This is a genomic window from Pseudogemmobacter sonorensis (assembly GCF_042762395.1).
In the GTDB taxonomy this organism is placed as follows: domain Bacteria; phylum Pseudomonadota; class Alphaproteobacteria; order Rhodobacterales; family Rhodobacteraceae; genus Pseudogemmobacter; species Pseudogemmobacter sonorensis.
On the sequence record NZ_JBEFZE010000022.1, the window covers coordinates 25,671 to 40,246 of the forward strand.

General features: G+C 67.3%; 13 protein-coding genes and 2 pseudogenes. 11 read left to right on the plus strand and 4 right to left on the minus strand.

The window, feature by feature from the left end:
- Positions 1–277: 277 nt before the first annotated feature.
- From rnpA to ABNX41_RS14880, 9 genes and pseudogenes are all read left to right on the plus strand, one after another.
- A pseudogene (gene rnpA, locus ABNX41_RS14840) lies at positions 278–691 on the plus strand (ribonuclease P protein component); the annotation flags it as partial.
- Between the two features lie 155 nt (positions 692–846).
- Positions 847–1,083: pseudogene (gene yidD / locus ABNX41_RS14845) on the plus strand (membrane protein insertion efficiency factor YidD); the annotation flags it as partial.
- Positions 1,084–1,246: 163 nt separating this feature from the next.
- A complete protein-coding gene (locus ABNX41_RS14850; protein WP_438670509.1) occupies positions 1,247–1,603 on the plus strand; it encodes a fluoride efflux transporter FluC in 357 nt (118 codons plus the stop codon).
- Positions 1,600–2,652 carry an RluA family pseudouridine synthase gene (locus tag ABNX41_RS14855; protein ID WP_438670510.1) on the plus strand — a complete coding sequence of 351 codons (1,053 nt, stop codon included), beginning with the start codon at positions 1,600–1,602 and terminating at the stop codon, positions 2,650–2,652. Before ABNX41_RS14850 ends, ABNX41_RS14855 begins: the two co-directional genes overlap by 4 nt.
- Before the next feature lie 172 nt (positions 2,653–2,824).
- Positions 2,825–3,541 (plus strand): ATP12 family chaperone protein, encoded by a 717-nt coding sequence (locus tag ABNX41_RS14860; protein WP_438670511.1) that lies wholly within the window; start codon positions 2,825–2,827, stop codon positions 3,539–3,541.
- Between the two features lie 243 nt (positions 3,542–3,784).
- Positions 3,785–4,801 (plus strand): amino acid ABC transporter substrate-binding protein, encoded by a 1,017-nt coding sequence (locus ABNX41_RS14865; RefSeq protein ID WP_438670512.1) that lies wholly within the window; start codon positions 3,785–3,787, stop codon positions 4,799–4,801.
- A 142-nt stretch (positions 4,802–4,943) separates the two neighbouring features.
- Entirely contained in the window at positions 4,944–6,230 is a 1,287-nt protein-coding gene (locus ABNX41_RS14870; RefSeq protein WP_438670513.1) for an amino acid ABC transporter permease, read from the plus strand.
- Between the two features lies 1 nt (position 6,231).
- Complete coding sequence (locus tag ABNX41_RS14875) at positions 6,232–7,689, plus strand: amino acid ABC transporter permease (protein WP_438670514.1); 1,458 nt, start codon at positions 6,232–6,234, stop codon at positions 7,687–7,689.
- 14 nt (positions 7,690–7,703) lie between these two features.
- Positions 7,704–8,474, plus strand: coding sequence for an amino acid ABC transporter ATP-binding protein (locus tag ABNX41_RS14880; RefSeq protein WP_438670515.1), 771 nt, complete (start codon positions 7,704–7,706; stop codon positions 8,472–8,474).
- 98 nt (positions 8,475–8,572) lie between these two features.
- On the opposite strand, the gene ABNX41_RS14885 is transcribed toward ABNX41_RS14880, so the two are convergent.
- Positions 8,573–9,304, minus strand: a complete 732-nt coding sequence (locus ABNX41_RS14885; RefSeq protein WP_438670516.1) for an SDR family oxidoreductase — start codon at positions 9,302–9,304, stop codon at positions 8,573–8,575.
- A gap of 208 nt (positions 9,305–9,512) precedes the next feature.
- Between ABNX41_RS14885 and argB the strand changes: the two genes are divergently transcribed.
- Both argB and ABNX41_RS14895 read left to right on the plus strand, forming a co-directional pair.
- Positions 9,513–10,391, plus strand: coding sequence for an acetylglutamate kinase (gene argB, locus ABNX41_RS14890; RefSeq protein ID WP_438670556.1), 879 nt, complete (start codon positions 9,513–9,515; stop codon positions 10,389–10,391).
- Positions 10,392–10,505: 114 nt separating this feature from the next.
- Positions 10,506–11,009, plus strand: a complete 504-nt coding sequence (locus ABNX41_RS14895) for a SixA phosphatase family protein (RefSeq protein ID WP_438670517.1) — start codon at positions 10,506–10,508, stop codon at positions 11,007–11,009.
- Between the two features lie 29 nt (positions 11,010–11,038).
- Here ABNX41_RS14895 and yihA read toward each other — a convergent pair whose 3' ends face one another.
- The 3 genes from yihA to yidC are packed head-to-tail and all read right to left on the minus strand — an operon-like array spanning position 11,039 to position 14,345.
- The gene (gene yihA / locus ABNX41_RS14900; RefSeq protein ID WP_438670518.1) at positions 11,039–11,689 is read right to left on the minus strand and encodes a ribosome biogenesis GTP-binding protein YihA/YsxC; all 651 of its coding nucleotides are present in this window, start codon (positions 11,687–11,689) and stop codon (positions 11,039–11,041) included.
- On the minus strand, positions 11,686–12,441 hold the full coding sequence (locus ABNX41_RS14905; protein WP_438670519.1) for an MOSC domain-containing protein: 756 nt from the start codon (positions 12,439–12,441) through the stop codon (positions 11,686–11,688). The genes yihA and ABNX41_RS14905 overlap by 4 nt, the downstream gene beginning before the upstream one ends.
- Entirely contained in the window at positions 12,438–14,345 is a 1,908-nt protein-coding gene (gene yidC / locus ABNX41_RS14910) for a membrane protein insertase YidC (protein WP_438670520.1), read from the minus strand. The genes ABNX41_RS14905 and yidC overlap by 4 nt, the downstream gene beginning before the upstream one ends.
- Positions 14,346–14,576: the final 231 nt, after the last annotated feature.

Here is a 14,576-nt window from a genome sequence, read left to right on the forward strand (position 1 = left end):
GACCGCCGAAGCGCCCCCGGGGCCTCCGGCGGTTTCCGTTTGCGCGCGCGCCGGGGAACGGGCGGGCGAAGCGACGGCGAGTGAGGGGCCGATGGCCAAGGCCGCGCGGACGGGAACGGCGGCGACCGGGACAGATGCGACGTGTCTGGCCGGAGGGCCTGTTCCCGATCTTAATACCGCCTCAGATTCCAGCCCTGAAACCGGCCGCGACTCCGGTCCGGTATCCGGCGCCGGATCCGGCCCTCTCAGGGATCCGGAGTCCGGGACGGGCACGGGGACGGCTTCAGGGGCGGGATGCGAATCCCACCGGGCCTCGACAGCCGCGTCCCCGGGCCCTCAAGCCGCCCGCCCCCGCATTCCGGTGATTCCCAAACGGGCCGATTTCCTCAAGGCCGCCTCGGCGCGCAGACAGGGCACCGGCTCTTTCCTGTTGCAGGGGCGCGACCGCCAGGACGGCTCCGCCGGGATCCGCATGGGCTTCACCGCCTCGAAGAAGGTCGGCAATTCGGTCATGCGCAACCGCGCCCGTCGTCGCCTCCGCGAGGTGGCCCGGGCGGTGCTGCCGGGCCTCGCACGGCCCGGCTGGGATTATGTGCTGGTGGCCCGGCCCGGCGCGACGGTCACCCGGCCCTTCGCCGAATTGCTGGCCGATCTGGCGCTGGCCCTGGCCTCGGTCCACCGCGAGGGCGGGCCGAAATCCGGCGGGCCACGCGGCAGGCAGGGCGGCGGCGGCGGTCCCCACGGCGCCACCGCATCCGGCGGCACGCCCCCGAACCGCGCCGAGGCGCCCGGCGGGAACGCCACACGCGCGCCCGTCGCCACGCCCCCCGGCGCCGAGGCCAAGGCATGAGCCCGCTCGCCCGGTTGCTTGCCCTGCCGGTGCGGGCCTACCGGCTGCTGCTTTCGCCCTGGGTCGGCCATGGCTGCCGGTTCCAGCCCACCTGTTCGGCCTATGCGCTTGAGGCGCTGGAGCGTCACGGCGGGCTGCGCGGCGGCGCGCTGGCGGCGCATCGGCTCTGCCGCTGCCACCCCTGGGGCGGCCATGGCTATGACCCGGTTCCGGGCGCCGACCCGGCGCATGACGCCGCCCGCGCCGCGCCCCTGCCGAAGGCCGACGCCCCGCCCCCGGCCGCCACGGCGGCGGCGCAGCCGCGAGCGGGCGGTCCCCGCGCGCCCCACGGCCCAGCGACCGCTGCCGCAACCGCTGCCGTTGACAGCAAGCCCCCGGCTGCATAGGTCCGGCGCCATGTCCACGATCGCCCCCTTCCTTCAGGTCGCCCTCGGCGGAGCCATCGGCTCGGTCCTGCGCCATCTGGCCGTCTCGGCCTTCGGCGCCCCCTGGGCGGTAATAGCGATCAACGTCAGCGGCAGTTTCGCCATCGGCATACTCTTGGTGCCGCTTTCCGGCCGACCGGGGCTTTCGCCGCTGCTGATGACCGGCCTTCTGGGCGGGTTCACCACCTTCTCGGCCTTTTCCCTCGACAGCCTGCGGCTGTGGGAGGCGGGCCGCCCGCTGGCCGCCACCCTTTACGCGGGCGGATCGGTCGCCCTGTCCCTGGTCGCCGTCACCCTTGGCGTCGCAATCGCAAGGAGCCTGCCATGAGCGGCGTCCAGATCCTGACCGTTTCGGAAGACGAAGGCGAAAGCCGGCTCGACCGCTGGCTCAAGCGCCGCTTTCCGCAACTGACCCAGGGCCAGATCGAGAAGATGTGCCGCACCGGCCAGATCCGGGTCGAGGGCGCCCGCGCCAAGGCCGCCGACCGCATCGCCCCCGGCGAGACGGTGCGCATCCCCCCCCTGCCCGATGCCGAGGCCCCCGCGCCCGCCCGCGCCGAAGGGATCCGCCCGGCGGATGCCAAGATGATCCAGGACTGCGTCCTGTGGAAGGACGAGCATATCATCGTCCTGAACAAGCCCCCGGGCCTGCCCAGCCAGGGCGGCTCGGGCCAGGGCGACCGCCATGTCGACGGCCTGACCGAGGCGCTGAAATTCGGCTACAAGGACCGGCCCAAGCTGGTCCACCGGCTGGACAAGGACACCTCGGGCATCCTGCTGCTGGCCCGCACCGACCGGATCGCCCGCGCGCTCTCCGAGGCGCTGCGCCACCGGCTGACGCGCAAGATCTACTGGGCGGTGGTGGCGGGCGTGCCCCATCCCAGGCAGGGCTCGGTGAAGTTCCACCTGATGAAGGCCCCCGGCCACGGGCGCGGCGGCGAAGGCGAGAAGATGGTCTGCATCCATCCCGCCAAGGCCAAGGACCACCCCGAGGCCAAGCGCAGCCAGACAGATTTCTTCACGCTGTGGTTCCTTGGCACCCGGCTGTCCTGGATGGCGCTGGAGCCGGTGACCGGCCGCACCCACCAGTTGCGCGCCCATATGGCCGAGATCGGCCATCCGATCCTCGGCGACGGCAAATACGGCGGCGGCGGGGCCGAGAACCAGGGCGACGGCTGGGGCGCGGCGATCGGCGGCGACATCTCGAAAAAGCTGCACCTTCACGCCCGCCGCATCGGGTTCGAACATCCGATCACCAAGAAGCCGATGGTTTTCACCGCCCCCCTGCCCGAACATATGGCACGGACGTGGAAGGCGCTCGACTGGAAGGAGGGCGATGTGCCCGAGGATCCGTTCGAAGCCTTCGGCGGGCGCTGAGGGAAGCGTTGCGGTGGGCGTTGCCGCGGGTGTCAGGACGCGCGACACCGGGCAGGGGCTTTCGGCAAAGGGCACGGGCTTCGGCGGAAGAACAGGCGTGACGCAGAAGCGGACGTCGCCGGAACAATGGGCGTCCCCAGACGCAAAGAAGATCACGGAAAGGGCGCCGGGCATGGCAGATTGGGCACCGAAACGGTTCTGGAGCGCGGTCGAGGTGACCGAGCCTGCCGAGGCGCCGGGCCGGTTCACCGTCCGTCTCGACGGCCGCCCGGTCAAGACCCCGGCCAAGGCGGCGCTGCTGCTGCCGACCCGCGCCATGGCCGAGGCGGTGGCCCGCGAATGGGAGGCGCAAGAGGGCCCGATCCGGCCCGAGACCATGCCCGCCACCCGCGCCGCCAATTCCGCCATCGACAAGCTGTCGCTGCAGGCGCCCGAGGTCCGGGCGATGCTGGCGGAATACGGCGGCTCGGACCTTTTGTGCTACCGCGTCGAGGCCCCCGCCGCGCTGGCGGCGCGGCAGGCCCGGGCCTGGGACCCGCAGCTCGACTGGGCGGAGGCGGAACTGGGCGCGAGGCTGTCCGTCACCGTCGGCCTGATGCCGGTGGCGCAGGACCACGAGGCCGTGGCGCGCCTTGCCGCGCCGATGGCGGCGCTGTCGGATTTCGAACTCGCCGCCTTCCACGACCTCGTGGCGATTTCCGGCTCGCTCGTCCTCGCCCTCGCGGTGATCCGGGGCCGGCTTTCGGCGCCGGAGGCCTTCGCGCTGTCGCGGCTTGACGAAAACTGGCAGTCCGAGCAATGGGGCCGCGACGACGAGGCCGAGGCCGCCGAGGCGCTGCGCCGCGAGGCTTTTCTTCAGGCCGACCGATTCTTTGCATTGTGCCGGTGACAATCCGCCCCCCCGGGCACGGACTTGCCCGCTAAAGCATCAGATTCCATACATAATGCCAAGGAAACGGGCATTTTTCCCGAAGCGCCAGATGCGCTCTTGACCATCCAAATTGCTTTCGCGGAAAATACGCTCCATGGAGCATCGGCAAACCCCGGCGCTCCAAGCCAAAACGCACCTGCGGCAACGTGGGGCACAACAGCCGCCGCAATCCCTGCGGGGGCAGCTCAGGAAGAGGTTAGAATGAAAAAATCAGTCCTGTTCGGCGCTCTCGCCGCCAGCACCATGCTTGCGGGTGCGGCCACCGCCGACACGCTGTCGGATGTGAAAGCCCGGGGCGAGCTGATCTGCGGCACCAATGTCGGCCTGACCGGCTTCGCCATTCCCGATGCGAACGGGACCTGGATCGGCTTCGACGTCGATGTCTGCCGTGCCGTCGCCGCCGCCATCTTCGGCGACGCATCCAAGGTGAAATTCGTTCCCACCACCGGCGAAACCCGCTTCACCGCCCTGGCCTCGGGCGAAGTCGACCTTCTGGTGCGCAACACCACCTGGACCTATACCCGCGACGTCGACCTGAAATTCACCTTCGTCGGCGTGAACTACTACGACGGCCAGGGCTTCATGGTGAAGAAGGACCTCGGCGTCTCCTCGGCCAAGGAACTCGACGGCGCCACCGTCTGCATCCAGACCGGCACCACGACCGAGCTGAACCTGGCCGACTTCTTCAAGTTCAACAACATCTCCTACACCGCCGTCACCGTGCAGGACGATTCGGAAGCCCAGCGTCAGTATCTGGCCGGGGCCTGCGACACCTACACCACCGACGCCTCGGGCCTCGCGGCCTCGCGCGCGACGATGGCCGACAGCGAGAACCACGTCATCCTGCCGGAAATCATCTCGAAAGAGCCGCTCGGCCCGCTGGTCCGCCATGGCGACGACGTCTGGGGCGATGTGGTCCGCTGGACCTTCAACGCCCTGCTGATCGCCGAGGAAAAGGGCATCACCAAGGCCAATATCGAGGAAGTCGCCTCGACCTCGACCGACCCGGAAATCCGCCGCCTGCTGGGCCTGGACGGCGACTTGCCCGCGATGCTGGGCCTTGAGGCCGAAGCCTTCAAGAACGCCATTTCCGCGACCGGCAACTATGGCGAGATCTTCGAGGCCAACATCGGCTCCTCGACCCCGATCGGGCTGGCGCGCGGGCTGAACGCGCTCTGGACCCAGGGCGGGCTGCAATACGCCGCGCCCTTCCGCTGAGTGAACAAGGGGCGCGCCGAAAGGCGCGCCCTTCCTCTATCGTGGTTTCCATTAAACAATCGTGGTCGCATTCGCTCTCCGCATCGGAGAGCCGGGACAATCCGGCATAAAGCCGGAGCCGGGCGGCTCAGGGGGTCAAAACATGGCATTTGCCAATGGCGCGGTGGAGTCGTCCAAGGACGGCTTCCGCCTATCGATGCTTATCTACGACACAAGGTTCCGCTCGGTCACCATCCAGGTCGTCGTGCTGGCCCTTGTCTTGCTGTTCATCAGCTGGCTGACCGGCAATGTGGTCTCGAACCTTGCGGCCAAGGGCAAGGACATCAATTTCGGCTTTCTCTGGGTGCGTGCCGGCTACGACATCGAGCAGACGCTGATCCCCTACACCAACGACTCCAGCCATGGCCGCGCCGCGATCATCGGGCTTCTGAACACCCTGGTCATCGCCTTTTTCGGCTGCATCTTCGCCACCGTCATCGGCGTTCTGGTCGGCGTGCTGCGCCTGTCGAAGAACTGGCTGGTGAGCCGGTTGATGACGGTCTATGTCGAGGCCTTCCGCAACGTGCCCCTGCTGTTGTGGATCATCCTCGTCTTCGTCGTCACCACCGAGATCCGGCCCGCGCCGAACGATTTCCGCGTGACGCCCGAGATGCAGGAACAGGGGATAGAGCCCAAGGCGAGCATGTGGCTCAACGATTCCGTGGCCATGACCAACCGGGGCACCAATATCCCCGCCCCGCGTCTGGAACGCGGCCTGCCCACGATCGACATCGCCACCGTTCCGGTCAACCTCTCCGCCGTGCTGGTGATCGCGGTCCTCCTCGTCTCGATCTGGGCCAACCGGCGCTTCCTGGGCCATGTGACCCGCGTGCAGGAGGAGACCGGCGTCCGCCCGGCGACCTGGTGGAAATCGCTGCTGATCCTGTTCGGCCCGGCGGTGATCGTGCTGGCCGTCATGGGCTTCCATCTGGAATATCCCACGCTGCAAGGCTTCAACTTCCGCGGCGGCATCCAGGTTATGCATTCCTTCACCGCGCTTCTGATCGCGCTGTCGCTCTACACCGGCGCCTTCATCGCCGAGATCGTGCGCTCGGGCATCATGGCGATCTCCCGCGGGCAGTCCGAGGCGGCGGCCGCGCTTGGCCTGCGCCCGGGCCGCACCATGAAGCTGGTGATCCTGCCCCAGGCTCTCCGGGTGATCATTCCGCCGCTGATCTCGCAATTCCTGAACCTCACGAAGAACACCTCGCTGGGGATCGCTGTCTCCTACCTCGACCTGCGCGGCACGCTGGGCGGCATCACGCTGAACCAGACCGGGCGCGAACTTGAGGCGATGCTCTTGATGATGCTCATCTACCTGACCATCAGCCTGATCATCTCGGCCTTGATGAACGCGTTCAACGCCGCCGTGAAACTGAAGGAGCGCTGATATGGCACGAGCCCCCGCAATCGAAAAGGCGCTTCGTCCCTATGTGCGCGAGACGATGCAGACCCCCGAACTGCCGCCCGCAGGCGAACGCGGCGCGGTGAAATGGCTGCGCGAGAACCTGTTCTCGGGCCCGGTCAACACGCTGCTGACGCTGGCGGCGCTGGCCATCGTGATCTGGCTGGTCGTGACCGCCTTCCCCTGGTGGTGGAATTCGGTCTGGAACGCCAATTCGCTTGGCGAATGCCGCGAGATCGTCGCGGCGAGGGGCGCCGAAAGCGGCGCCTGCTGGGCGGTGATCAAGGCGCGCTGGCACCAGTATCTGTTCGGCTTCTACCCGAACGCGCTTTACTGGCGCCCGGTGCTGACCTTCGGGCTGATGTTCGTGGCCCTGGCGCCGGTGCTTTACTGGAACGACCGCAAGGGCGCGATCATGACCGCCGTCGCGGGCGGGCTGACGCTGGTCGCGCTGCTGCTGATCGGCGCGCCGGTGGCGCCGCTGCTTGCCTCGACCGTGATCCTGGCGGGGCTTGCCGTCCTGGCCTGGCGGGCGCCGAAACATCTGATCTATGTGACGCTGCTCTTTCCCTTCGTCGGCTTCTTCCTGCTCTGGGGCGGCCCGATCTGGAAGTCGGTCGCCACGCTTGCGGGCTTCGGCCTGCTGGCGGTGGTCTACAGCCTGTTGAAGGCCCGGCTCGGCGTCGTCGTCGCCACCGGCCTGGGCTTTGTCGCGGCGGTGTTCTACTGGATCGTGCTGCAAGGCTATGTCACGGCGGCGCTGACCGGCATCGCCAATATCGGGCTGATCCCGATCAACTCCGACCAGTTCGGCGGCTTCCTTCTGGCCTTCGTGATCGGGGTCACCGCGATCTCGGCCTCGCTGCCGCTCGGCATCCTGCTGGCGCTCGGGCGGCGCTCGGACATGCCGCTGATCAAATGGCTCTCGGTCGGGTTCATCGAGTTCATCCGGGGCGTGCCGCTGATCACGCTGCTGTTCACCGCCTCGCTGCTCTTGCAGTATTTCCTGCCGCCGCGCACCAATTTCGACCTCATCATGCGCGTCATCATCCTGTCCACGCTGTTCTCGGCCGCCTATCTGGCCGAGGTGATCCGGGGCGGCCTCGCCGCTCTGCCGCGCGGGCAATACGAGGCGGCGGATGCGCTCGGCCTCGACTATTGGCAGGCGCAGCGGCTGATCGTGATGCCGCAGGCGCTTAAGATCTCGATCCCGGGGATCGTGTCGACCTTCATCGGGCTGTTCAAGGACACCACGCTGGTCAGCTTCGTCGGGCTGATGGATCCCCTGCGCGGCGTCACCCAGATCGTGCGGGCCGACATCAACTGGAAGGGCATCTACTGGGAGCCCTATATCTTTGTCGGCACGCTCTTCTTCCTGATTTGCTTCGGCATGTCGCGCTATTCGATGTATCTTGAGCGCAAGCTGAAGACCGACCACCGTTAAGGAGACCGAAAATCATGGCACAAGCCCAAACCAAGATGCAGGTCTCTGACGAGGTCGCCATCGAAATCCGCAACATGAACAAGTGGTATGGCCAGTTCCACGTTCTGCGCGACGTCAACATGACCGTCATGCGCGGCGAGCGGATCGTGATCTGCGGCCCTTCGGGGTCGGGGAAATCGACGCTGATCCGCTGCATCAACCGGCTGGAAGAGCATCAGTCCGGCAATATCGTCGTCGATGGCACCGAACTGACCTCGGATCTGAAGAACATCGACAAGGTGCGCTCGGAAGTCGGCATGGTGTTCCAGCATTTCAACCTCTTCCCGCATCTGACGATCCTGGAGAACTGCACCCTGGCGCCGATCTGGGTCCGCAAGACCCCGAAGAAAGAGGCCGAGGAGGTGGCGATGCACTTCCTGCGCAAGGTCAAGATCCCCGAACAGGCCCTTAAATACCCGGGCCAGCTTTCGGGCGGCCAGCAGCAGCGGGTCGCCATCGCGCGCTCCCTGTGCATGAAGCCGCGGATCATGCTCTTCGACGAGCCGACCTCGGCGCTCGACCCCGAGATGATCAAGGAGGTGCTCGACACCATGATCGAACTGGCGGAAGAGGGCATGACCATGCTCTGCGTCACCCATGAGATGGGCTTCGCGCAGGCGGTGGCGAACCGGGTCGTGTTCATGGACCAGGGCCAGATCGTCGAGCAGAACGAGCCGAAGGAGTTCTTCAACAACCCGCAGAGCGAGCGCACCAAGCTTTTCCTCAGCCAGATCCTCGGCCACTAAGCGCGCCCTCCCGGGCCGCCGGAAACCGAAAGCCCCCGCGGGACGCGCCTGCGGGGGCTTTTCCGTGGCCGTTCCTTCGCCCGGTGCCCCGCAAGGGGTCAGACGTGCTGTGCGCCGTTCACCTCGATCTCGGCGCCCGAGATATAGCTCGACTGGTCCGAGCACAGGAACCAGATCACATCGGCCACCTCGCTCGGCTGGCCAAGCCGCTGGAGCGGCAGTTTCTCGACGATCTTCTCGGTGCCCGGCGACAGGATCGAGGTCTCGACCTCGCCCGGCGCGATGGCGTTCACCCGCACTCCGAGCGGGCCGAAATCATGCGCCATCTCGCGCGTCAGCGCCGCCAGCGCGGCCTTCGACGTGGCATAGGCCGCGCCCGCGAAAGGATGCACCCTTGCCCCCGCGACCGAGGTGACATTGACGATCGAGCCCCGGGCGGCGGTCAATTCGTCCCTCAGCCCGCGCGCCAGGATGACGCTGGCGAAGAAATTGACGTGGAAGACATGACCCCAGGTGCGCAGGTCGGTCTCCATCGTGTTCAGCCGCTTGCCGCCCGGCCCCTTGGGGCTGATCCCGGCGTTGTTGACCAGGGCATGGACCTTGCCCTCGACCCGCGACTTGATGGTCTCGATGGCGGCGATGGTCATGTTGGGATCGGCCAGGTCGATCTCGATGTGATTCTCCTCGCCACCCGGCCAGGGGCAGCGCAGGTCGAAGGGCTGGCGCGAACAGGTCAGCACGCGCCAGCCCTCGCGGGAAAACCGCTTGACCGTGGCATGTCCGATCCCGCGCGAGGCGCCGGTCAGGACAAGGGTCTTCTGCTCAGACATGATCCGCTCCGATCTTTTCGCCGGGCCCCGGCAGGCCGGGCCGCGAATCCGGCCCGCGCGGCGGCGCGGCACTGGACCCCGATAACACCCAAAACCCCGCCCCGGCGCAATCGCCCATGGCGTCGCGGCGAAAGACTTGGCATGCGGGCGCAAAAGCCTTATGCGGCGCAAGACGCCGGAGGCCCCCATGAAGCAGCAGACCCTGACCATGCAAGACGCCCAGAACACCGCGAAAATGCTTTCCGAGGCCCTGCCCTATCTGCAGCGCTACGGCGATGCGGTGGTGGTGGTGAAATTCGGCGGCAATGCCATGGGCGACGACGAGGCAATGGCCGAATTCGCCCGCGACATCGTGTTGATGAAACAGGTCGGCGTGCATCCCGTGGTGGTCCATGGCGGCGGGCCGATGATCAACGAGATGCTGACGAAGCTGGGCATCAAGTCGGAATTCGTGCGCGGCAAGCGGGTGACCGACAAGGCCACGGTCGAGGTGGTCGAGATGATTCTCTCGGGCCTGGTGAACAAGCGCATCGTGCAGGCGATCATGGACGCGGGCGGGCGCGCGGTCGGCATCTCGGGCAAGGACGACGACCTCATGGTCTGCGAGGCCGACGACCCGGAACTGGGCTATGTCGGCCGCCCGGTCGAGATGAACGTGCAGGTGCTGCGCGATCTCTACTCGGCCGGGATCATCCCGGTGGTGGCCCCTGTCGCGACCGGCATGCGGGACAACGAGACCTTCAACGTCAACGGCGACACGGCGGCGGGCGCCATCGCCGGGGCGCTGCGGGCCGACCGGCTGCTGCTTTTGACCGATGTGGCGGGGGTCAAGGACGCCTCGGGCCAGGTGATGACCCAGATCACCCCCGACGAGATCCGCCGCATGACCGACGAGGGCGTGATCTCGGGCGGCATGATCCCCAAGACCGAGACCGCGCTGAAGGCCATCGAAGAGGGGGTGCGCGCCGTGACCATCCTGGACGGCCGCCTGCCCAATGCCGCGCTGGTCGAGCTTTTCACCGACCACGGCGCGGGCAGCCAGATCCGCTCGACCGAGCCCAGGGTGAAACCCCGCGTCAGGCGGTAATCGCTGCGCCCCCCCCGGGGGGTGCGGAGACCACATGCGACGCGCTTGCCCGCTCTTGGAATGATATGCAAGGATGGCCCGACAATCGGCCCATCACATGAGGCAGCCCCACCGATGAAGCGCCTGATTCTGACCCGGCATGCCAAATCAAGCTGGGACGATCCCACCACCCCGGATCACGACAGGCCCCTGAACGAAAGAGGCAAGGCCGCCGCCGCCGATCTCGGGCAATGGCTGGCCTCGCGCGGGCATGTCCCGCAGGAGGTGCTCTGCTCGGACAGCCTGCGCACCCGCAAGACCTTTTCGGGCCTTGCCCCCGCCCTGCCCAGCCCGCCGGTGCTGGAGCTGAAGCCCGTGCTCTATCACGCCGGGCCCGATGTCATGCTGGCCGTCCTGCGGCGCGGCACGGCCGATGTGGTGATGATGATCGGCCACAATCCGGGCATCGCGGAATTCGCGCATCGGCTGGTGGCGAAGACGCCGATCTCAAGCCAGTTCACCCGCTATCCCACCGGGGCGACGCTGGTGGTGGATTTCTCGGTCGAAAGCTGGGACGAGGTGCGCTTCGGCCAGGGCATCACCGTCGATTTCGTGGTGCCGCGCGAAATCGCGGCCTGAGGCCGGGCCGGTCATTCCAGCGTGGTCGGCTACTCCAGCGTGGCGATGATCGCGCGCAGGGTCTCGATCCCCTCGCCCTTCTCGGAACTGGTCACCACGATCTCGGGATAGGCGGCGGGGTGCTTTTGCAGCGCGGCCATGGTCTGGGCGATATTGGCCTCGCGCGTGGCTTGGTTCACCTTGTCGGCCTTGGTCATCACCACCTGGAAGGTCACGGCCGAGCGGTCGAGCAGCGCCATGATCTCTTCATCCACCGATTTCACGCCATGGCGGGTGTCGATCAGCACGAAGGCGCGGCGCAGGCTGGCCCGCCCGGCGAGGTAGCTTTTCAAAAGCGCCTGCCATTGCCGCACAACCGCCACCGGCGCCTCGGCGAAACCATAACCGGGCAGGTCGACGAGGAAGCGCGCCTCGCCCAGGGCGAAATAGTTGATCTCCTGCGTCCGGCCCGGCGTGTTAGACGAGCGCGCGAGGTTCTTGCGCCCGGTCAGCGCATTGATCAGGCTGGATTTCCCGACATTCGAGCGGCCCGCGAAACAGACCTCGGGCCGGTCGTCGGGCGGCAACGCGGCCATCGTGGTCACGCCCTTGACGAAATCCACCGGCCCGGCGAACAGCAGCCGCCCGGCCTCGCGGGCGGGCTCTTCGGCCTCGGGGGCAAGCGTGAAGGTCATGGTCATGGCAAAAGCTCCACCCTGTCGCCGCGCGCGATCGGGCCGGGCTCGATCACGGTGGCGAAAACTCCGAAATCCTGCGCCCCGACCGTCTCGCGCAGCGCAGCCAATGTATCGGCATCGACACGCCCCGTCTCGGGGTTGGCGGTGGTCGCCTTGCAGCGCCCCACCCGCTCGGTCACTTCAAGCACGGCGGCCCCGATGCGCAGCCTGCGCCCGATCCAGTCGAATTCCGCCCAGGGCGCGAAGCCTGACAGCCACAGGTTGCCGCGCCAGCGATGCGGCGACAGATCCAGCCCCATATGGGCCGAAAGCGCGGCATTCGAGGCATGATTCTTGATCGAGACCGATGGATAGGCGCTGTCGGTCATCGCCCGGCCGGGCGCGCGGACCAGCGCCACCGGGCGGAACCTTTCCTGCGGGCTGATCGGCGCCAGCCAGTCGATCAGCCGCGCGCCCTCGACCTCGGGGTCGAAGTCCAGATCCGGCAATTCGGGATGCGACAGGGTCAGACGCGATTCCTCGGGCCGCCAGCGGGCGGTGATCGCCATCACCGCGGGCGTGCGCGCGCCGCGCTGGAAATTCGCGCAAGCTGCCCAGGCCGGGGCGGCGGGATCGAATTTCGACAGCTCATGCGCCACCGCCCAATGCCGGTCCCAGAGCAGAGCGCGGCCTTCGCAAAGCACAACGGACGCGAGTTCCTCGCGTCCGTGGGCCTTGATCGGATGGCGGTAGATATGCGCCAGCGCTCCGGTCATTTCTTTTTCGCCGGACCCTTGGCGGCGGGGGTCTTCGCGGCGGGCGTCTTGGCGGCAGGGGCCTGGTCGGAATTGGCGGCCAGCGCCTTTTGCTTCTTCCTGAACCCCGACCTGATGTTGCCGAACAGGTCCGGCTTGTGGCCATGGCTGCGCATGATGACATATTGCTGCGCGAAGGTGATCACGTTGTTGGTGATCCAGTAGACCACGAGGCCCGAGGCGAAGCCGCCCAGCATGAACATGAAGACCCAGGGCATCCAGGCAAAGATCGTGGCCTGGGTCGGGTCGGCGGGCGCCGGGTTCAGCTTCTGTTGCAGCCACATGCTGACGCCCAGCAGGATCGGCAGGATGCCGATGAAGATCAGATGCATCAGGCTGCCGGTTTCGGGCGCGGCCCAGGGCAGCAGGCCGAAAAGGTTGAACAGCGACGACGGATCCGGCGCCGACAGGTCGCGCAGCCAGCCGAAGAACGGCGCATGGCGCAATTCGATGGTGACGAAGATCACCTTGTAGAGCGAGAAGAAGATCGGGATCTGGATCAGGATCGGCAGGCAGCCCGCCGCCGGATTGACCTTCTTGTCGCGGTAAAGCTGCATCATTTCCTTTTGCAGCTTCTGGCGGTCGTCGCCGGCGCGCTCTTTCAGCGCCTCCATCTCGGGCTGAAGCTCTTTCATCCGCGCCATCGAGACATAGCTCTTGTAGGCCAGCGGCAGCACGATCAGCTTCAGGACGAAGGTCAGCGCGATGATCGCAAGACCCATGTTGCCGATCAGCCCGTGGATCCAGTGCAGCATGGCGAAGATCGGCTTTGTCAGGAAGGAGAACCACCCCCAGTCGATCGATTCGACGAAACCGGGGATCGGCGCGCGGTCGGGATCGGCGCGCTCGCCCAGAAGGCGCGAGAACCAGCCCGGCTCGTTCTGGTAGCCGCGGATGGTCTCCCATTCCTTGGCGCCGGCGAAAAGCTGGTTGGTGCTGGAGGCCGTGCCCCCGGCGGGCACCACCAGATCGGGCTGGCGCACCTCGGCCAGATAGACCGAGGCGCCCGGCACATAGCGGGTGACGGCGGTGAAGGGCCCGGCCTGCGGGATCAGGATCGACATCCAGTAATGGTCGGTAAAGCCGGTCCAGCCGCCGGTCGAGGTCTGGACGAGTTCGGCATTGCCCTCGCCCGCCACCTCGGGAAGATCCTCGATATTGCTGTAGGAGGTCTCGCTCAGCGTGCCGTCCAGGCGCGAGATCGCGCCCTCGTGCAGGATGAAGAAGCCTTTCAGGTCCTGCGGCAGGCCATGGCGGCGGATCTGGCCATAGGGCGCCAGGGTCACGTCGCCGCCGGTGGTGTTCTGCACGCTGTCGGTGACCGAGAACATATATTCCTCGTCCACCGCGATTTCGCGGGTGAAGATCAGGCCCTTGCCGTTGTCCCAGCTCAGCGTGACGGGATGGCCCGGGGCGAGCCGGGCGCTCGCCGTGGTCCATTCGGTGTCCGGGCCGGGCACGTCGGCCTGGCCGAGCGAGCCGCGCGGCGTCCAGCCGAACAGGGCGTAGAACGGATCGGCCTGAAGCTCGGGCGAGAGCAGGCGCACGATGGGCGCGCCGTCCTCGATGGTCTCGCGGTAGTTCTTCAGCGACAGGTCGTCGATGCGGCCGCCGACCAGCGCGATGGAACCTTCCAGCGCGGGCGTGTCGATGCGCAGGCGCGGACTTTCGGCAAAGCCCGCCAGCGCCTCGGCGGCGGCGGTGCTGCCGGGGGTGGCGGCGCCCGGGGTCTCGGGCAGCGCAAGCTCGGTGGTGTCGAGCTGGACGGGCGCCTCGGGCGGCGGGAAAAGCAGGAACCAGACCACGAGAACCATGGAGCTGAGAACCATGGCAAGGATCAGGTTCTTGTTGTTGTTGTCGTCCATCTGCGCAGCCGCCGAAACTTGGGAAGGGATCAGCGGTCTTCAACAGAAGGGGGCGTGAAAGGTCAAGCGGAATCCCCCCGATCGGCCCCGGGCCGCGCTTTGCACGAGGCCGGAAGGGCCCGCCCGCCGCCGCCGCCGGAGGCGTTCCGCCCTGCCCCGCCCGCGACCCATGCCGGTCTCCGGCCGCGCCGGAGGCCTCGGCCCGGCCGGTGCAGGATCGCGGCAGCGGGC